The sequence below is a fragment of the Enterobacter cloacae complex sp. I2 genome (assembly GCF_014896205.1).
In the GTDB taxonomy this organism is placed as follows: Bacteria; Pseudomonadota; Gammaproteobacteria; order Enterobacterales; family Enterobacteriaceae; genus Enterobacter; species Enterobacter quasihormaechei.
This window is the reverse complement of sequence record NZ_JADBRA010000005.1, coordinates 165,200-183,994: the sequence shown is the minus strand read 5'-3', so window position 1 is coordinate 183,994 and position 18,795 is coordinate 165,200. Positions and strand designations below refer to the sequence as shown.

The window sequence follows — 18,795 nt, the reverse complement described above, 5'->3', positions numbered from 1 at the left end:
CATGGAATTTTTCTATGTAGTTAAGGCTACGCAGAAATCTGGCAAAGAAGACGCAGTGATTTGGTTCACTGCTAAATCAGAAGCCCGTGCAAACCTACAGCTCGATGTTGAGCTGGAAGATGCTGGTATTGAAACCGGACGCGGTAAGGATTATGCCAAACCGGTTCGCACCGATTTTCCGGTCTCCAACGACCTCCCGGAAGAAAGCACAGTGGATTACACTTGGTGCAAACGCTACGAACTCCAGGACGATGGACGCACCTGGCTGCCAAAGTCTGGTGCTGAGTCGACTGGACCCGGGGACAGCTCTGCCGCACCGGAAACGACCGTTAAAGTCGAAACTACCGTCGAGAGTGTCCCGCTTGAAAACCGCACTCCAGCGGTTCGTTATGCCGTCCACCTGATCAGCGACAAATACCAGTCACACATCACTAAAGAGCAGCAACTGGCTGCCAGCGAAATGTCTCTGGATGAAGGCAACACCTATCTCCAGAATCTGCTGCTGGCGAAGAACGACATCCCTGAAGTTGCCGAACTCAGCCTGAACGCTGAGTGGAAACTGGTTCAGGCGATTAAGCAGGTCTTCGCGCCAGATGAAGAGCACGAAGTAAAGCTACTTACTGCTTTCATGGCCGACTGGTTGAGAGTAGATGCCGGCGACCGTAATGAGGTAGTGAGAGAGTGGAGGAACGGAAAGCTTACTCTGCTCAAATCAGAAAGAACCAGCGACGCCGATTTTACAACCGATCAGGTTCCAGAACCTGAAAACGGTATTCAGATTGACGAGAATGATGACGAAACCACACGTTATCCGGTCGTTCGTATGCCATTTCGCAAGCAGCTACTCGCTCAGTTCACCGCCGACGAACTGCGCCACCACTTAACCCGCGAAGAATACGAAGGTATCAGCGCGCTGGAAATGGACACAGACAACAGCTATGTCCAGAACCTGCTGCTGGCGGCAGAAAACTGCGAAGAGGTGAAGGGTTACGGCACTAAAGACCTGTGGCGCTACACCGATGCCATTCGCAAGGTGTTCAGCCAGGAGAAGCGTCACGAACTCGCTCTGGTACTTCGTTTTACCCGAATCTGGGCTGCGACTGATTACATTGACCGTGGCATTCTGGCGCGCGAATGGGCTGCCGGTAATCGCATCAGTAATGTTCAGCGCACCGATTCTGGTACCAATGCCGACGGCGGCTATGTAACGGATCGCGGCGCAGGCGCGCATCACACTCTGGACACTCTCGATCTTGAGATCGCATGCGCCCTACTGCCTATGGACTTCCACCACTTCGAAATTCCTTCGAGCGTGTTACGACGTGCCAAAGAAATCGTGGCGAAGAAAGAAGAACCATGGAAATCATGGAGCGCCATCCTGCGTAATCAGCCCGGCATACTGGCGGTTAACCGTGCGGCAATCTTTAACTTGATCCGCATCGCGCCAGAAAACATCCACCACACGCCAGCGGCTCATCTTGAGTTTGTGAATAAAACCATGACGGCTGAATTTAACTCTGCTGTGAAATTACTGCCGTTGCCTACTCCTGTAGTTGAGACTGAAGCCCCAGCTGAACAACCGCAGGTTGAAAATCTCGGCAGCGGCGTGTTCTCCATCGATGGCCTGATGGGTGGAAATACCGAACCGGTCGTCAATACCTCCTCAAATGAAGTCGAAAACACGAAATACACAGCGGAGACCACCAGCGATGTGCAGATGGAAACGGCTAAGCCAGAGAAAGACGAAGATGTTGATTCGGTACAACCAGGCGAAGGCGCTTATGCAGCTAATACGCAGACAGATTCCATAGCGCCGGAAGAGCAACAGTCAGAGCCAGTAATCGAATACCCGGCCTACTTCGAACCTGGCCGCTACGAAGGTCTGCCGAATGATGTTTATCACGCAGCAAACGGCATCAGCTCAACTCAGGTGAAAGATGCCCGCGTCAGCCTGATGTACTTCAATGCGCGCCATGTAGCTAAAACTATCCCTCGCATAGCATCAAAAGTGCTGGACATGGGAAACCTGGTGCATGCCCTTGCATTGCAGCCGGAAAACCTCGAAGCAGAGTTCAGCTTAGAACCGGAGATCCCGGAGGATGCTTTCACCACCACCGCAACCCTGCGCGAGTTCATCGACGCGTACAACGCCAGCCTGCCGGCGCTGCTGAGTGCTGACGAGATTAAAGCGTTGCTTGAACAACATAACGCATCCCTTCCCGCTCCAGTGCCGCTTGGCGCGAGCTTGGAAGAAACGGCTCAAAGCTATATGGCTCTCCCAGCTGACTACCAGCGTATTGAAGAAGGCCATAAACAGACAGCAACGGCAATGAAGGCATGCATTAAAGAGTACAACGCCACCCTGCCCGTGCCGGTTAAAACCAACGGCAGCCGTGATGCGCTACTCGAGCAATTAGCGATCATCAATCCTGATTTGGTCGCACAGGAAGCGCAGAAACCGACGCCGCTGAAAGTGTCCGGCACTAAAGCAGACATGATCCAGGCAGTTAAGTCGGTTAAGCCCGATGCCATATTCGCCGACGAACTGCTGGATGCCTGGCGCGACAACCCTGGCGAAAAGATTCTGGTTACCCGCCAGCAACTGGCCACAGCGCGGGCAATTCAATCTGCACTCCTGGCGCACCCGACCGCCGGCATGCTGCTGACACATCCAAGCCGCGCCGTTGAAGTGAGTTACTTCGGCTTTGACGACGAAACAGGTTTAGAAGTGCGTGTACGCCCTGACCTTGAGATTGAACTGGACGGCGTGCGCATCGGTGCTGACCTGAAAACCATCAGCATGTGGAATGTGAAGCAAGAAAGTCTGCGCGCCAGGCTACACCGGGAAATCTTTGACCGGGACTACCACCTCAGCGCAGCTATGTATTGCGAGACCGCGGGGCTGGACCAGTTCTTCTGGATATTCGTCAACAAAGACGAGAACTACCACTGGATCGCCATCATTGAGGCATCCACCGAACTGCTGGAACTGGGCATGCTCGAGTACCGCAAAACGATGCGTGCCATAGCAACCGGATTCGACACGGGCGAATGGCCAGCGCCGATCACTACCGATTACACCGATGAACTGAACGACTTCGACCTGCGCCGCCTTGAAGCGCTGCGCGCTCAGGCTTAAGGGGGATTTATGCAAAATACTAATGTTACGGTTACTGACCAAAACATGGTTGTTAACTCAAACGTGGCTTTGTTCGATTCACAGTATCTGAACGCCATCAGCACGTTCGCGCAGATCATGGCGCAAGGCACCGCGACTGTTCCTAAACACTTACAGGGTAATCAGGCCGACTGCATGGCGGTAGCAATGCAAGCGGCACAGTGGCAGATGAATCCCTTTGCCGTGGCGCAGAAGACGCACCTGATTAACGGTGTGCTCGGGTATGAAGCTCAACTGGTTAATGCCGTCATTTCACGCAGCGGCGTGCTTGCCAGTCGTTTTGATTATGAGTGGTACGGTCCATGGGAAAAGGTTGTAGGAAAATTCCACATCCGTAAAGGCGATAAAGGCGAGTACCGCGTCCCGGGCTGGACCCTGGCTGACGAAGCCGGGATCGGCATCATTATCCGCGCAACTCTGAAAGGTGAAGATCAGCCGAGAGAACTTGATTTACTGCTGGCTCAGGCCCGAACCCGAAACTCTACCCTGTGGGCTGACGACCCACGCCAGCAGTTGGCATATTTGGCTGTCAAACGCTGGGCGAGACTGTTCTGCCCGGATGTGATTCTGGGCGTTTATACCCCGGATGAACTCGATGATCGCCGTGAAGAACGAGAGGTAAACCCCGCACCGGCGCAGCACGTTAGCCTCGCTGATATTTCAGGTGACAACGTCACTACGATTCAAACGGCTCAGGAAACAGCTCAAAATGTTGATGCACTTGCTGATGATTTCCGCGACCGCATCGAGGCGGCTCAGGATGTGGATAGCGCTAAAGCTCTGCGCGCAGATATTGAAACAGTTAAAGCAACGCTGGGTTCTGCCCTGTTCACTGAGCTGAAAAACAAGGCCGTGAAGCGTTATTACCTGGTAGACGCACGCAACAAGGTTGAGGCCGCAATCAATTCCTTGCCACCATCAGATGATCCTGATGCAGCTGCGCGGTTCGCAGAAGTAGAGCGCGTTCTTGCATCGTCGAAACGCCATCTGGGCGACGAGCTGCATGGTCAGTTCAGAATCACCCTGGCGGATATGAAACCGGAATATGTGGGCTAACGAGATCGGGAGGGGAATCCCTCCCTCAAGGAGAAGAAATGCGACTGATTAATCGAGGCAGTAAGCAATCCCCTTTGGCTCGCCAGGCATGTGAAATCGCACTCGCAGCCCACCAGCGAAGATATGGTGACTATGGGCGCAGCAAGATGAAAGAGACCTATACGGTGAGAGTGGAAGGCGTGAAGGTCTGGGTTGAAGTGGTCAACTGCAAGGCAAGCTACGTGGCCACAGCAATGACCGGCATGCGCCGACTGCGTTCCCTGCCCGGCCAGGCAAACTGAAACTGAAATATCAACGATTAAAGACCGGCATATCTATACTCATGCCGGTTACCTGAGGTGAACAATGTCGCAGGTAATTTACGATTCAGAATGGGGCGTTGCTTCAAAACTAAAAGAGAAGACAGGCCTTACAGATCGTCAGATTAAAAGCTATCGCCAAACCTCCTGGGTAGAAGGTGTTCATTTTAAGAGAATCCCATTGGATGGAAGCTGCTCCGAAGAGCGAGGACTTGTCTGGTACAACATCCCAAACATTAACAGGTTTGTGAAGGAGGCATAATGGCTGCAATGCCAACGGGTGTTGAGATCCACAACAATAAGATACGAATAAGTTTCAACTTTCAGGGCGTTAGATGCCGAGAAACATTGAAAGGATGGATCGTAAATGCTTCGAATCTCAAAAAAGCCGGGAATCTAAGGGCCAAAATTGTAAGCGAGATTCAGCTGGGCACTTTTGACTACCGGGGCGTGTTTCCGGAGTCAAAGGTAGCAGCAAAGTTTTATGCATCTAAAAATATTACGACGTTCGCAGAACTTGCAGCAACCTGGCACGAAAACCATAAAATCGATCTCTCCCCCAATGCCACAAGAAGCTATGGGATAGCTGTAAGAACGTTAACAAAACTAATTGGCCCTGAAACACTGGTTGCATCCATCACCAACAGCGACATTCTGGGCTGGAGAAAAGAATTACTGACTGGCGAGACTAACTATGCACCCGAAAAGAGGAGAAATAAAACCGGCCGCGCCGTTAGAACAGTAGATTATTATCTGGCCATCCTGCGACAAATCCTCGACTATGCGGTTAAAAATAAAGTCATTTCATATCAACCATATGTCGGGATAAAAAGGCTTCGTAAAGGGCAAACAAAACCAGACCCACTTCTGAGACATGAGTTTGAGCAGTTGAAAGAGACTGCTCCGCCTCAGCAAAAAAACATGTGGCAATTTTTTGCTTACACCGGCGTTCGGCCCGGTGAGCTTTGCGCTCTTGCCTGGGAGGATATTGATCTTAACTCCGGCGAAGCTAACATTCAGCGCAATCTTACTCAGGAAGGATTGTTTGGACCACCCAAAACCGAAGCTGGATACCGGACGATAAAGTTACTGGAGCCGGCTCTGGAAGCTTTGCGAGCTCAAAAAGAACTTACCGGGAGTGCCCCTAAGGTACCAATCACTTATCACCACCGGGAGTTCGGAAAAACGGAAACGCAGAAACTGCACTTTGTATTTATGCCCCGACCTCAGAAAGGAAGGCAAGCTGCCTATTATTCAGTCAGCTCAATTGTGTCACTATGGGATATTACGGTAAGACGATCGGGCATTCGCCGCAGACGCCCCTATCAGCTGCGTCATACATATGCATGTTGGATGTTGTCGGCAGGTGCTAACCCTGCTTTTATAGCGAATCAGATGGGTCATGAGAATGCAGAGATGGTCTTCCATGTATACTCTGCGTGGATAAATGCTCTCGATAGCGATCAGGTATCATTTTTGAATCAGCGCTTTGGCGGATATGCAAATGCCCCTATAGTGCCCCTGAAGGTAAAAACAAAGTAGTTAATTACTTGATTTCCCGGTGATATTTAATGAAAAAGCTGTTTGTACAGTTTTATCTTCTGCTGTTTGTCTGCTTCCTGTTAATGACGATGCTGGTCGGGTTGGTCTATAAATTCACCGCAGAGCGCGCAGGCAGACAATCCCTGGACGACCTGATGAAAAGCTCCCTCTACCTGATGCGCAGCGAGCTGCGTGAAATTCCCCCGCATGACTGGGCGCGCACCTTAAAAGAGCTGGATCTGAATCTGTCGTTTGATCTGCGCATCGAGCCGATGAAGGATTTTGATTTAGCGCCGCCCGCCATACAGCGCCTGCGCGACGGAGACATCGTGGCGCTGGACGAAAAATACACCTTTATTCAGCGTATTCCCCGCAGCCACTATGTCCTGGCCGTCGGGCCGGTACCCTACCTCTATTACCTGCACCAGATGCGCCTGCTGGATCTCGCCCTGCTGGGCTTTATTGCCATCTCGCTCGCTTTCCCTGTTTTCATCTGGATGCGCCCGCACTGGCAGGACATGCTGAAACTGGAATCCGCCGCGCAGCGTTTTGGGGAAGGTCATTTCACTGAGCGCATACACTTCGACAGCGGCTCCAGCTTTGACCGCCTCGGCATTGCCTTTAACCAGATGGCCGATAACATCAACGCCCTGATTGCCAGTAAGAAACAGCTGATCGACGGCATTGCGCATGAACTGCGCACGCCGCTGGTACGCCTGCGGTATCGTCTGGAGATGAGCGAAAACCTGACCGATGCGGAATCCCAGGCGCTCAATCGGGATATTGGCCAGTTAGAAGCGCTGATTGAAGAGCTGCTGACCTATGCCCGCCTCGATCGGCCTCAGACAGAGTTGCACCTGAGTACGCCGGATCTCCCCGCCTGGTTACAGACGCACATTAACGATGTGCAGAGCGTTAATCCTCAGCGAAAACTGCTGACGACTATTACTCCCGGGGCGTACGGCGCGCTGGACATGCGTCTGATGGAGCGCGTGCTGGATAATCTGATGAACAACGCCATGCGCTACAGCGAAACGACGCTGCGCATAGGTTTAGATTTACAGGGGAGCCAGGCGATTCTGCATGTGGAAGACGATGGTCCCGGCATTGAGCCAGCCGAGCGTGAGAAGGTTTTCGAGCCGTTTGTGCGCCTCGACCCCAGCCGCGACCGTGCTACCGGCGGCTGTGGTCTGGGGCTGGCGATTGTCCGATCCATTGCCCAGGCGATGGGCGGCACGGTTCGCTGTGAAGCAAGCGAACTGGGAGGGGCCCGCTTCGTCTTTAGCTGGCCGATCTATCACAACATTCCCCTTCCCGTACCTGCCTGACCTAAACCGCACGCTGGCCTGACCCGGCGTGTTGTGCTATACTTTTAGTATGTTGTAACTAATTAGGGGCAATCATGGCGACTTACGATCTCATCGAAAGGCTGAACACCACGTTTCGGGAAATAGAGCAGGCGTTATTGACCCTGACGGGGCAACTAGAGGGCTGCCGCCTGCTGGCCGCCCGCGTCTTTTCCCTGCCCGACGTGGCGAAAGGCGCGGAACACGATCCGCTGAACACCATTGAGGTGACGCAGCATATTGGTAAGGCGGCCCTGGAGCTGACGTTGCAGCACTATCGCCGCCTGTTCATCCAGCAGCAGTCCGAAAATCGCAGCAGTAAGGCCGCCGTTCGCCTGCCCGGCGTCATCTGTCTGCAAACGGATACCGCAACGCGTGAAGAGATTGAGGCGCAGATTACGCATATTAATGCGCTGAAAGCCGCCTTCGAGAAGATCGTGACCGTTGAGTCCGGGCTGGCGCCCGCAGCCCGCTTTGAATGGGTGCATCGCCAGCTTCCGGGGCTGATCACCCTGAACGCTTACCGCTCGCTGACGGTACTGCGCCACCCCGCCACGTTGCGCTTCGGCTGGGCCAACAAGCACATCATTAAAAACTTCACGCGCGATGAGATCCTGGCGCAACTGGAGAAAAGCCTGAAATCGCCGCGGACGGTCGCCCCGTGGTCGCGGGAACAGTGGATTGAACGGCTGGAGCAGGAGTACCACAGCATTGCCTCCCTGCCGGCTGAGTCGCGTCTTAAGATAAAGCGTCCGGTGAAGGTGCAGCCTATCGCCCGCGTCTGGTATGCCGGGCAGCAAAAGCAGGTGCAGTATGCCTGCCCAACGCCGCTGATTGCGCTCTACGATGCGGATCGGGGTGCGGTAGTGCCGGATATCGGGGAACTGCTGAACTACGATGCCGAAAACGTTCAGCATCGCTATAAACCCCAGGCGCAGCCGCTACAGCTGATTATTCCGCGGCTGCACCTGTATGTGGCGCAGTGATTACTTAAGGCTGCCCACCATCGCTTCCGGGCGGACCCAGGCATCAAACTCGGCGTCCGTCAGGTAGCCCAGCGCCAGCGCAGAGGCTTTTAGGGTAAGCCCCTCTTTGTGCGCTTTTTTCGCGATTTCGGCCGCTTTGTCATAGCCGATATGGGTGTTCAACGCCGTTACCAGCATTAAGGACTCATTCAGCAGCTGGCTGATTCGCTCACGATTTGGCTCAATGCCCACCGCGCAGTGCTCGTTAAAGCTCTCCATGCCGTCGGCCAGCAGACGAATCGATTGCAGTACGTTGTGGATCACCATCGGGCGATAGACGTTAAGCTCGAAGTTACCCGACGCGCCGCCCATGTTCACCGCCACGTCATTACCCATCACCTGGCAGCACAGCATGGTCATGGCTTCGCACTGCGTTGGGTTCACTTTACCCGGCATAATGGAGCTGCCCGGCTCGTTTTCCGGAATGCTGATCTCGCCGATGCCGCAGCGCGGGCCTGAGGCCAGCCAGCGGACGTCGTTGGCGATTTTCATCAGCGAGGCTGCCAGCCCTTTCAGCGCGCCATGGGTGTGAACCAGCGCATCGCAGGTCGCCAGCGCTTCGAATTTATTCGGGGCGGTAACAAACGCCTGCCCGGTGATCTTCGCCAGCTCGTCGGCCACGCGCACCGCATACTCGGGATGGGTATTTAATCCGGTGCCAACCGCCGTTCCGCCAAGCGCCAGCTCCGCCAGGTGCGGCAGGCTGTGTTCGATATGCTTAAGGTTGTGCTCCAGCATCGCCACCCAGCCGGAGATTTCCTGGCCGAGCGTCAGCGGCGTGGCGTCCTGAAGATGCGTACGACCAATTTTAACGATGTCGCGGAAAGCCTGCGCTTTCTCGTTAAGCGTCGATTTGAGCACGTTGAGCTGCGGAATAAGCTGCTCGCGAACAGCGATGACAGCCGCCACGTGCATGGCCGTCGGGAACACGTCGTTGGAACTCTGGCTTTTGTTCACGTCATCGTTCGGGTGAACCTTACGCTCCATGCCGCGCGCGCCGCCAAGCAGCTCGCTCGCGCGGTTCGCCAGCACCTCGTTCATGTTCATGTTGCTCTGAGTGCCTGAACCGGTCTGCCAGATGGCGAGGGGAAACTCGTCGGGATGTTTGCCCGCCAGCACTTCGTCGGCGGCGTTAATGATGGCGCTGGCCTTATCGGCATCCAGCAGGCCCAAATCCTGGTTTACTTTGGCGGCTGCGCGTTTGGTCAACGCCAGCGCCTGGATGAGCGAGACGGGCATTTTTTCTGTCGAAATGCGGAAATGCTCCAGCGAACGCTGGGTTTGCGCGCCCCATAGCTTGTCGGCCGGGACGTCGATGGCGCCCATAGAGTCTTTCTCGCGGCGATGCATTGTCATTACTTACTCCTTGATAACAAAGATGGGATTGCTCACATGCTTAAGAGATAAGTATTGATGACTTCTGAGAAACGTTATGGCGCTTTGTGCGCTCTTTTTGACGTCGGGTGGCGCTTACCCGACCTACGAGAGTGTAGGCCGGGTAAGCGCCACCCGGCAATTTACAGAATTACTTCACACACGCCGAACACTGAGACGACTGGATCTGTTTGAAGAAGTCGTTACCTTTGTCATCCACGAGGATGAACGCCGGGAAGTCTTCCACCTCAATTTTCCAGATCGCTTCCATACCCAGCTCCGGGTACTCCACGCACTCCAGGCTCTTGATACTGCCCTGCGCCAGCACCGCTGCCGGGCCGCCGATGCTGCCGAGATAGAAGCCGCCGTGCTTGTGGCACGCGTCCGTCACCTGCTGGCTGCGGTTGCCTTTCGCCAGCATGATCATGCTGCCCCCGTTGGCCTGCAACTGGTCAACGTAAGAGTCCATACGGCCCGCCGTGGTGGGGCCTAACGAACCGGAAGCATACCCCTCAGGCGTTTTTGCCGGGCCTGCGTAGTAGATCGGGTGATCTTTAATGTACTGCGGCAGCCCTTCGCCGTTGTCCAGGCGCTCTTTCAGCTTCGCATGGGCGATGTCGCGGCCCACGATAATTGTTCCGTTCAGGGAAAGGCGCGTTGAAACCGGATACTGTGAAAGCTGGGCCAGGATCTCCTTCATTGGACGGTTCAGGTCAACGCGTACCGCTTCGCCCTCACCCGCTTTACGCAGCGCTTCCGGGATATATTTACCCGGGTTGTTCTCCAGCTTTTCGATCCAGATGCCGTCGCGGTTGATCTTGGCCTTGATGTTACGATCCGCAGAGCACGACACGCCCATGCCCACCGGGCAGGATGCGCCGTGACGCGGGAGTCGGATCACGCGAATGTCATGCGCGAAGTATTTCCCGCCAAACTGCGCGCCCAGCCCCAGATTCTGCGCTTCGGTCAGCAGTTCCTGCTCAAGCTGCACGTCGCGGAACGCCTGGCCATGCTCGTTACCTTCGGTTGGCAGCCCATCGTAGTATTTGGTGGAGGCCAGCTTGACGGTTTTCAGGGTGCTTTCAGCGGACGTACCGCCAATCACAAACGCGATATGGTACGGCGGACAGGCCGCGGTGCCGAGGGTGCGCATCTTCTCGACCAGATAGTTCTTCAGCTTGCCCGGAGTCAGCAGCGCTTTGGTTTCCTGGTAAAGATAGGTTTTGTTGGCTGAACCGCCGCCTTTGGCGATGCAGAGGAATTTATATTCGTCACCGTCGACACTGTAGAGGTCAATCTGCGCCGGCAGGTTAGTGCCGGTGTTCACCTCTTTGTACATATCCAGCGCCGCGTTTTGCGAGTAGCGCAGGTTATCTTCGGTGTAGGTGTTGTAGACGCCGTGCGCCAGCGCCGCTTCGTCACCGCCGCCGGTCCAGACGCGCTGGCCTTTTTTACCGGTGATAATGGCCGTGCCGGTGTCCTGGCAGGTCGGCAGAATGCCTTTCGCCGCGATATCCGAGTTTCGCAGGAATTGCAGCGCGACGTATTTGTCGTTCTCGCTGGCTTCCGGGTCGCTCAGGATATCGGCAACCTGCTGCTGATGCGCCGGACGAAGCATAAAGGAAGCATCGTGGAAGGCCTGCTGCGCCAGCAGCGTCAGCGCCTGGGGGTCAACTTTGAGGATCTCCTGCCCTTCAAACTCAGAGACAGAAACGTAATCGCGGGTTAACAGGTAATACTCGGTCCGATCCTGACTGAGGGGGAAAGGATCCTGATAATGGAAGGGTTTATTCGACATTGTTCTCTCACTTACTGCGTCGGTCTGTTTATTCAGGGCAGATGTTCCGCTGCCCGGCTTAAAAGCGAGTCAGCTTATCCTACACAATTTTTTAACAAAAACTGAGACTAGTACGACTTTTTACATCCGCAGGTTACTTCCATCCGGTTTATTGCTTTAATACCCGGAGTTAATTCCACATTTGAATCAGGGCTTGATAATGCAAAAACTCATCAACTCAGTGCAAAACTACGCCTGGGGAAGTAAAACTGCGTTAACGGAACTCTACGGTATCGCCAACCCGGACAATCTGCCGATGGCAGAGCTGTGGATGGGCGCGCACCCGAAGAGCAGCTCAAAAATAGAAGATGCCAGCGGCCAGGTTCGCAGCCTGCGTGACGTCATCGACGCCGACAAGGCCGCGCTGCTCGGCGAGAAAGTGGCGAATCGTTTTGGTGAATTGCCGTTTCTGTTCAAGGTACTGTGCGCCGATCAGCCGCTCTCCATTCAGGTTCATCCAAACAAAAAAGCATCTGAAATCGGGTTTGCTAAAGAAAATGCCGCAGGTATTCCGTTAGACGCGGCAGAACGTAACTACAAAGATCCTAACCACAAGCCGGAACTGGTGTTCGCCCTTACTCCATTCCTGGCGATGAATGCCTTCCGCGAGTTTTCCGAGATTATTTCTCTGCTGCAACCGGTCGCCGGAGCGCATAAGGCTATCGCCCACTTCCTGGAGAACCCTACCGCGGAAGCCCTGAGCGCGCTGTTTGCCAGCCTGCTGAATATGCAGGGCGAGGAAAAATCCCACGCGCTGGCGGTGCTGAAAGCCGCGCTGAATGGCCAGCAAGGTGAGCCATGGGAGACCATTCGCGTGATTTCCGCGTTTTACCCGGACGACAGCGGCCTCTTCTCTCCGCTGCTGCTGAACGTGGTGAAGCTCAATCCGGGCGAAGCGATGTTCCTGTTCGCTGAAACCCCGCACGCCTACCTGAACGGCGTGGCGCTGGAGGTGATGGCTAACTCCGATAACGTGCTACGCGCGGGCCTGACGCCTAAATACATCGACATCCCTGAGCTGGTTGCCAACGTGAAGTTCGAGGCGAAACCTGCTGCGGAGCTGCTTACCCAGCCGGTGAAAAACGGCGCAGAGCTGGACTTCCCGATCCCGGTTGACGATTTTGCCTTCTCCCTGCACGACCTTAGCGCAGACGAAACTGCCATTGCTCAGGAGAGCGCGGCGATCCTGTTCTGCGTGGAAGGTGAAGCGACCTTGCATAACGGTAGCGAGCGTCTGGTGCTCAAGCCGGGGGAATCCGCTTTTGTTCCGGCAAACGAGTCGCCTGTCTTGGTAAGCGGCACTGGCCGTCTGGCGCGCGTTTTTAATAAGCTTTAGGGACTTACTGAATTTTTTAACAACTCTTGCTAAGCTAGTAACAGGCGTTGTAACACCAGGCGGTTTTGACCGCCTGGTTTCATTTTAGGGATAATCGCAATGAAAAAATCGGTCGTAGCGGTAGGAGTGATTGTTGCTTTAGGCGTGATCTGGACGGGTGCTTCCTGGTATACCGGGAAACAGCTGGAAAGCCGTCTGGCAGAGATGATGGCGCAGGCAAACAGCGAGATTAAGCGCAGCGCGCCTGAAGCAGGCCTGGAGCTGAGCTACCAGAATTACCAGCGCGGCGTGTTTACCAGCCATATGCAGGTGGTGGTGAAGCCGGTTGCGGGTAATCAGAACGCCTGGCTGAAACCGGGCCAGAGCGTGGTGCTGGATGAGGTGGTCAGCCACGGTCCGTTCCCGCTGGCGCAGTTGAAGAAATTTAACCTGATCCCCTCCATGGCATCAGCCAGAACCGTACTGGTCAATAATGAGGTGACGAAGCCGCTGTTCGATATGGCGAAAAATACGTCGCCGTTTGAGATCAATACCCGCATCAGCTATGCCGGCGATACGCATTCCGACATCGACCTGAAAGCGCTGAATTACGAACAAGGCACCGATAAAGTCGCCTTCAGCGGCGGTAATTTCAAGCTTGACGCCGATCGTGACGGCAAGAATGTTTCCCTGACAGGCGATGCTGAAAGCGGCCTGGTGAATTCAGTTAATGAATATAACCAGAAAGTTCAGCTCACCTTTAACAACCTGAAGGCCAGCGGCAACAGCCGCATGACCGATTTTGACGAGCGTATTGGCGACCAGAAGCTGAGCCTCGATAAAATCGCCATTGCGATTGAAGGCAAGGAGATGGCGGTGCTGGAAGGCATGGATCTGGACGGCAAGTCGGACGTGTCCAAAGACGGTAAAAGCATCAACACCCAGCTGGATTACAGCCTGAAAAGCCTGAAGGTTCAAAATCAGGACCTGGGTACCGGCAAGCTGTCACTGAAAATCGGCAACATTGACGGCCAGGCATGGCACGAATTTAGCCAGAAATACAGCAAAGAGAGCCAGGCTCTGCTGACCGATGCCGCCCTGCAACAGAATCCGCAGGCGTACCAACAGCAGGCGATGAGCGTGCTGTTTAATAACCTGCCGATCCTGCTGAAAGGCGAGCCGGTAATTACCGTTGCGCCACTGAGCTGGAAAAACGACAAGGGCGAAACCAACTTCAACCTGTCGCTGTTCCTGAAGGATCCGGCAGCCGCTACCGGCGAGCCGCAGACACTGGCGCAGGAAGTTGACCGCAGCGTGAAGTCGCTCGACAGCAAGCTGACTATCCCGATGGATATGGCGACCGAGTTCATGACGCAGATTGCGAAGCTTGAAGGTTATGGTGAAGAGGATGCAGGCAAACTGGCGAACCAGCAGGTGAAAGGCCTGGCGGCGATGGGCCAGATGTTCCGCATCACGAAGGTGGAAGACAACACCATTTCCACCAGCCTGCAATATGCTAATGGTCAGGTAACGCTCAACGGCGACAAAATGCCGCTGGAAGATTTTGTCGGCATGTTTGGTATGCCGACGCTGGGCATTCCGGCACCGGCTGAACCGGCAGCGCCGCCGGCAGTACCGCAGCAGTAATCGACAAAACCCCTCGTGAGAGGGTTTTTTTATTGCCGGGTGGCGGCTACGCCTTACCCGGCCTACGATTCTGAGCCTGCGTCACTTCACCGTCACTAACCGCGCCGCCACAATCTGATGCCCGGCCTGTACGTCCGCCTTCTCGATCCGCTGCATGATCCTGTCCGCGAGGGTGTACCCCATTTCACGAGCCGGCGTCGTCGCCCAGACGATGGGGAGATCGTCCAGCGCATTTTCACCCACATCGGCAAACGCCCCGAGCGCCACCTGGTGACCAAAGAAGGTTTCTACCCCGCCCTCACCGCTCTGGCGTCCGGCGCGGATCAAGCCGAACCACGCCCCCATCGCAATCACATCGTTATAGCAAATCACCGCGCTGATTGTCGGGCTGGTGCGGAGCAACGTGCCGATGGCTTCTGCGGCTTTCTTCTGGCTGGATTCGCACTCCACCACCCATTCGCTGTGAAACGGTAGGCCGTATTTGATGAGCGTGGAGCAGTAACCGCCCACCCGCTCGGCACGCGTGAGGGACGAGCTTTTACCACCGAGCCAGGCGATACGCTGATGGCCGCGATGAATAAGATGTTCGGTCAGCATTTGCGCGGCCTGCATGTTATCCGGGCGAAGGGTATCGGCTTCGTCGAGATAGCTGGCGCGCGACGCAAACACCAGCGGTACGCCTTTCTGCGCGGCGCGCTCACAGAGTTCGCTGCCCACGCCGGACGCACCGGCCACTATCACCCCATCCACCCCTTGCGTCAGCAGCATATCCAGCCTGGAGAGCAGCTGCTCCGGTTCGCGCCCACCGTGGAGCAGAAACACCATTCGCCCCTGCGCTTCAAGCGCCTCGGTAAGCCCCGCGGTCAGTTCTGCATAAAACGGCGAGGTGAGGTCGCGAACGATCAGCCCTATCACCCCGCTTTGCCCGCCGCGCAGCGCCGACGCCTGGCGATTTCGCACAAAGCCCAGCTGCTCAACGGCCTCGTTGACGCGCTGACCCGTTGCAGGAGAGATGCGCCCCTTTCCGCTCAGTACCAGCGAAACGGTGCTGACGGAAACCCCCGCCGCCAGCGCGACATCGTTGATGGTGATCTTTTTCGCTACAGCCATGTGGTGGCGTGACTCCCTGATAATGAGAACGCTAAAACGTTTTATCAATACGTTATCTTTATACTACCAGTAAAAGCCTGAGAATGTGATTTAGCGCGCACTAAAGTTTGATAAAACGTTTTATCTTCTCGCTGCATCGAGGCCGTTAAATCTCTTTCTACCATTTAAGGAGTCGTTTTATGACGACGAAAGCAGCACAAAAAATATCGCTGTGGGAGTTTTTCCAGCAACTGGGTAAGACCTTTATGCTGCCCGTGGCACTTCTCTCCTTTTGCGGGATCATGCTGGGGATCGGCAGTTCGTTAAGCAGCCACGATGTCATTACCCTGATCCCTTTCCTGGGAAATCCGGTACTTCAGGCGATCTTCATCTGGATGAGCAAGGTCGGATCGTTTGCCTTCAGTTTCCTGCCGGTGATGTTCTGTATCGCCATCCCTCTGGGCCTGGCGCGCGAAAATAAAGGCGTGGCGGCCTTTGCGGGCTTCGTGGGCTATGCGGTGATGAACCTTGCGGTTAACTTCTGGCTGACCGCGAAAGGCATACTGCCGACCACCGACGCGGCCGTACTGAAAGCCAATAACATTCAGAGCGTGATCGGCATACAGTCCATCGACACCGGGATCCTGGGAGCCGTGATCGCCGGGGTGATCATCTGGATGCTGCACGAGCGCTTTCACAACATCCGTCTGCCCGATGCGCTGGCCTTCTTCGGCGGCACCCGCTTTGTGCCAATTATTACGCTGGTTGTGATGGGGCTGTTTGGCCTGATTATCCCCCTGATTTGGCCCGTTTTTGCGATGGGGATTGCCGGTATTGGCCGCATTATCAACGGCGCGGGTGATTTCGGACCGATGATTTTCGGCACGGGCGAACGTCTGCTGCTGCCGTTCGGCCTACAGCACATTCTGGTTGCCCTGATCCGCTTTACCGAAGCGGGCGGCACCATGGACGTCTGCGGCCACTCCGTGAGCGGCGCGCTGACCATCTTCCAGGCGCAGCTGAGCTGCCCAACCACGCACGGCTTCTCTGAAAGCGCGACCCGTTTCCTGTCACAGGGCAAAATGCCTGCCTTCCTCGGCGGTCTGCCGGGCGCGGCGCTGGCGATGTACCACTGCGCCCGTCCGGAAAACCGTCATAAAATTAAAGGCCTGCTGATTTCCGGCGTGATCGCCTGCGTCGTAGGCGGCACTACCGAGCCTATCGAGTTCCTGTTCCTGTTCGTTGCGCCGGTGCTGTACCTCATTCACGCCGTGCTGACCGGCCTGGGCTTCACCGTGATGGCGGTGCTGGGCGTCACCATCGGCAATACCGACGGCAACGTGATCGACTTCGTGGTGTTCGGTATCCTGCACGGCCTGTCCACCAAGTGGTATCTGGTGCCGGTAGTGGCGGCCATCTGGTTTGCGGTGTACTACGGGATCTTCCGCTTCGCCATCACCCGCTTTAACCTGAAAACGCCAGGCCGCGATGCCGATACGGCCACCAGCGTTGAACAGGCGGTAGCCGGAACCGTGGGTAAATCCGGCTATAACACGCCGGCTATTCTGGCGGCGCTCGGCGGTGCGGATAACATCACCTCTCTGGATAACTGCATCACCCGCCTGCGCCTGTCGGTGGCAGACATGTCGAAAGTGGACACCAACGCCCTTAAAGCTAACCGGGCTATCGGCGTGGTACAGTTAAATCAACACAATTTGCAGGTAGTCATTGGCCCGCAGGTTCAGTCAGTGAAGGATGAGCTGGCAACCCTGATGCGAACCGTCGAAGCCTGATGCCTCGCCCCCCTCGTCATGAGGGGGTTTTACTTTACGGAGCACCGTCATGTTTGATTTTTCTACCGTCGTGGATCGACACGGCACCTGGTGTACCCAGTGGGATTATGTCGCCGACCGTTTTGGCGCTGCCGACCTGCTGCCCTTCACCATCTCTGATATGGATTTTGCCACCGCCCCCTGCATTACCGAAGCGCTGCACCAGCGAATTAACCACGGGGTGTTTGGCTACAGTCGCTGGAAAAATGACGACTTCCTGGCCGCCGTAGCGCACTGGTTCCGGCAACGCTTTAACAGTCAGATTGATAGCGAAACCGTGGTGTATGGACCGTCGGTTATTTATATGGTCTCTGAGCTGATCCGCATCTGGTCCTCGCCTGGCGACGGCGTGGTGGTTCATACTCCGGCTTATGATGCGTTTTACAAAGCGGTCGACGGCAACCAGCGTAACGTTGTTTCCGTGCCGATGCAGAAAACGGTGCATGGCTGGGACGGCAATATGGCCGCGCTGGAAGCGGCGCTGGCAAAACCGGAAAACACGATTTTGCTGCTGTGTAGCCCGCAAAACCCGACCGGCAAAGTGTGGACGCGGGACGAGCTGGCCACAATGGCGGCGCTTTGCAGACGATACGATGTGGCAGTAATCAGCGACGAAATTCATATGGATATGGTATGGGGAACGCATCGCCATACGCCCTGGAATGAGGTGGCGAGTGGCAAATGGGCGCTGCTGACCTCGGGATCCAAAAGCTTCAACATTCCGGCGCTGACGGGCGCCTACGGGCTCATCGCCGATAACGACAGCCATAACGCCTATCTGAATGCATTAAAAGGCCGGGACGGGCTCTCTTCTCCTTCCGTGCTGGCACTGACCGCACACATTGCGGCTTACCGGCAGGGCGAACCCTGGCTGGATGCGCTGCGGGCATATCTTGAAGAAAATCTGCGCTATATTGCTGACGAACTGAATACCGCCTTTCCGGCACTCAGCTGGCAACCGCCTGAGGCTACCTATCTCGCCTGGATCGACCTCAGCCCGCTCGGTATTGACGACAATACGCTGCAAAAGGTGCTGATTGAGCAGCAAAAAGTGGCCATCATGCCGGGATATACCTATGGAGCAGAAGGAACAGGCTACGTTCGTCTGAATGCGGGTTGCCCCCGTAGTAAGCTTGAACAGGGCGTTCAGCGCCTCATCGCGGGCATCAACACGCTGCTGTAAATTATTTGCGCAACGGAATATTCCCTTGCGCAAATAGCTTTTTACCCCGTTTTGTTTTTATAATATGGCGCA

General features: G+C 55.3%; 14 protein-coding genes. 11 read left to right on the top strand and 3 right to left on the bottom strand.

The genetic code is table 11. The features are described 5' to 3' along the window. The first annotated feature begins 1 nt into the window (after position 1). The 7 genes from IM300_RS06280 to tus all read left to right on the top strand — a co-directional run bounded on the left by IM300_RS06280 (position 2) and on the right by tus (position 8,407). Positions 2-3,139, top strand: a complete 3,138-nt coding sequence (locus IM300_RS06280; protein WP_193035740.1) for a RecE family exodeoxyribonuclease — start codon at positions 2-4, stop codon at positions 3,137-3,139. Positions 3,140-3,148: 9 nt separating this feature from the next. Next, the gene (locus tag IM300_RS06275; protein WP_193035738.1) at positions 3,149-4,234 is read left to right on the top strand and encodes a RecT family recombinase; all 1,086 of its coding nucleotides are present in this window, start codon (positions 3,149-3,151) and stop codon (positions 4,232-4,234) included. 38 nt (positions 4,235-4,272) lie between these two features. Further along, the gene (locus tag IM300_RS06270) at positions 4,273-4,515 is read left to right on the top strand and encodes a DUF4060 family protein (protein WP_047365628.1); all 243 of its coding nucleotides are present in this window, start codon (positions 4,273-4,275) and stop codon (positions 4,513-4,515) included. A gap of 64 nt (positions 4,516-4,579) precedes the next feature. Continuing rightward, the gene (gene xisR / locus IM300_RS06265; RefSeq protein WP_023296467.1) at positions 4,580-4,795 is read left to right on the top strand and encodes an excisionase family protein; all 216 of its coding nucleotides are present in this window, start codon (positions 4,580-4,582) and stop codon (positions 4,793-4,795) included. Continuing rightward, positions 4,795-6,075, top strand: coding sequence for a site-specific integrase (locus tag IM300_RS06260; protein ID WP_064910705.1), 1,281 nt, complete (start codon positions 4,795-4,797; stop codon positions 6,073-6,075). The genes xisR and IM300_RS06260 overlap by 1 nt, the downstream gene beginning before the upstream one ends. A gap of 29 nt (positions 6,076-6,104) precedes the next feature. Then, positions 6,105-7,403 carry a two-component system sensor histidine kinase RstB gene (gene rstB, locus IM300_RS06255; RefSeq protein ID WP_193035736.1) on the top strand — a complete coding sequence of 433 codons (1,299 nt, stop codon included), beginning with the start codon at positions 6,105-6,107 and terminating at the stop codon, positions 7,401-7,403. A 74-nt stretch (positions 7,404-7,477) separates the two neighbouring features. After that, positions 7,478-8,407, top strand: coding sequence for a DNA replication terminus site-binding protein (gene tus, locus IM300_RS06250; protein ID WP_193035734.1), 930 nt, complete (start codon positions 7,478-7,480; stop codon positions 8,405-8,407). Here tus and fumC read toward each other — a convergent pair whose 3' ends face one another. Both fumC and fumA read right to left on the bottom strand, forming a co-directional pair. Continuing rightward, entirely contained in the window at positions 8,408-9,802 is a 1,395-nt protein-coding gene (gene fumC, locus IM300_RS06245; RefSeq protein WP_112792995.1) for a class II fumarate hydratase, read from the bottom strand. A gap of 169 nt (positions 9,803-9,971) precedes the next feature. Next, positions 9,972-11,618, bottom strand: coding sequence for a class I fumarate hydratase FumA (gene fumA, locus IM300_RS06240; protein WP_063448897.1), 1,647 nt, complete (start codon positions 11,616-11,618; stop codon positions 9,972-9,974). A 199-nt stretch (positions 11,619-11,817) separates the two neighbouring features. Between fumA and manA the strand changes: the two genes are divergently transcribed. Together manA and IM300_RS06230 are read left to right on the top strand one after the other, a co-directional pair. Continuing rightward, on the top strand, positions 11,818-12,993 hold the full coding sequence (gene manA, locus IM300_RS06235; protein ID WP_193035732.1) for a mannose-6-phosphate isomerase: 1,176 nt from the start codon (positions 11,818-11,820) through the stop codon (positions 12,991-12,993). 99 nt (positions 12,994-13,092) lie between these two features. Continuing rightward, complete coding sequence (locus tag IM300_RS06230; RefSeq protein ID WP_131636779.1) at positions 13,093-14,619, top strand: YdgA family protein; 1,527 nt, start codon at positions 13,093-13,095, stop codon at positions 14,617-14,619. Positions 14,620-14,700: 81 nt separating this feature from the next. On the opposite strand, the gene IM300_RS06225 is transcribed toward IM300_RS06230, so the two are convergent. Next, entirely contained in the window at positions 14,701-15,729 is a 1,029-nt protein-coding gene (locus tag IM300_RS06225) for a Mal regulon transcriptional regulator MalI (RefSeq protein ID WP_112792992.1), read from the bottom strand. 179 nt (positions 15,730-15,908) lie between these two features. On the opposite strand from IM300_RS06225, the gene malX reads away from it, so the two are divergent. Together malX and IM300_RS06215 are read left to right on the top strand one after the other, a co-directional pair. Further along, positions 15,909-17,501, top strand: coding sequence for a maltose/glucose-specific PTS transporter subunit IIBC (gene malX, locus IM300_RS06220; RefSeq protein ID WP_063866957.1), 1,593 nt, complete (start codon positions 15,909-15,911; stop codon positions 17,499-17,501). Positions 17,502-17,550: 49 nt separating this feature from the next. Further along, on the top strand, positions 17,551-18,723 hold the full coding sequence (locus IM300_RS06215; protein WP_193035730.1) for a MalY/PatB family protein: 1,173 nt from the start codon (positions 17,551-17,553) through the stop codon (positions 18,721-18,723). Positions 18,724-18,795: the final 72 nt, after the last annotated feature.

Coding starts and splice junctions, on each gene's coding strand:
- IM300_RS06260 (WP_064910705.1), top strand. CDS start 4,795: ATGGCTGCAATGCCAACGGGTGTTGAGATCCACAACAATAAGATACGA.
- fumA (WP_063448897.1), bottom strand. CDS start 11,618: ATGTCGAATAAACCCTTCCATTATCAGGATCCTTTCCCCCTCAGTCAG.
- malX (WP_063866957.1), top strand. CDS start 15,909: ATGACGACGAAAGCAGCACAAAAAATATCGCTGTGGGAGTTTTTCCAG.
- manA (WP_193035732.1), top strand. CDS start 11,818: ATGCAAAAACTCATCAACTCAGTGCAAAACTACGCCTGGGGAAGTAAA.
- IM300_RS06215 (WP_193035730.1), top strand. CDS start 17,551: ATGTTTGATTTTTCTACCGTCGTGGATCGACACGGCACCTGGTGTACC.
- IM300_RS06270 (WP_047365628.1), top strand. CDS start 4,273: ATGCGACTGATTAATCGAGGCAGTAAGCAATCCCCTTTGGCTCGCCAG.
- tus (WP_193035734.1), top strand. CDS start 7,478: ATGGCGACTTACGATCTCATCGAAAGGCTGAACACCACGTTTCGGGAA.
- IM300_RS06275 (WP_193035738.1), top strand. CDS start 3,149: ATGCAAAATACTAATGTTACGGTTACTGACCAAAACATGGTTGTTAAC.
- fumC (WP_112792995.1), bottom strand. CDS start 9,802: ATGACAATGCATCGCCGCGAGAAAGACTCTATGGGCGCCATCGACGTC.
- rstB (WP_193035736.1), top strand. CDS start 6,105: ATGAAAAAGCTGTTTGTACAGTTTTATCTTCTGCTGTTTGTCTGCTTC.
- IM300_RS06225 (WP_112792992.1), bottom strand. CDS start 15,729: ATGGCTGTAGCGAAAAAGATCACCATCAACGATGTCGCGCTGGCGGCG.
- IM300_RS06230 (WP_131636779.1), top strand. CDS start 13,093: ATGAAAAAATCGGTCGTAGCGGTAGGAGTGATTGTTGCTTTAGGCGTG.
- xisR (WP_023296467.1), top strand. CDS start 4,580: ATGTCGCAGGTAATTTACGATTCAGAATGGGGCGTTGCTTCAAAACTA.
- IM300_RS06280 (WP_193035740.1), top strand. CDS start 2: ATGGAATTTTTCTATGTAGTTAAGGCTACGCAGAAATCTGGCAAAGAA.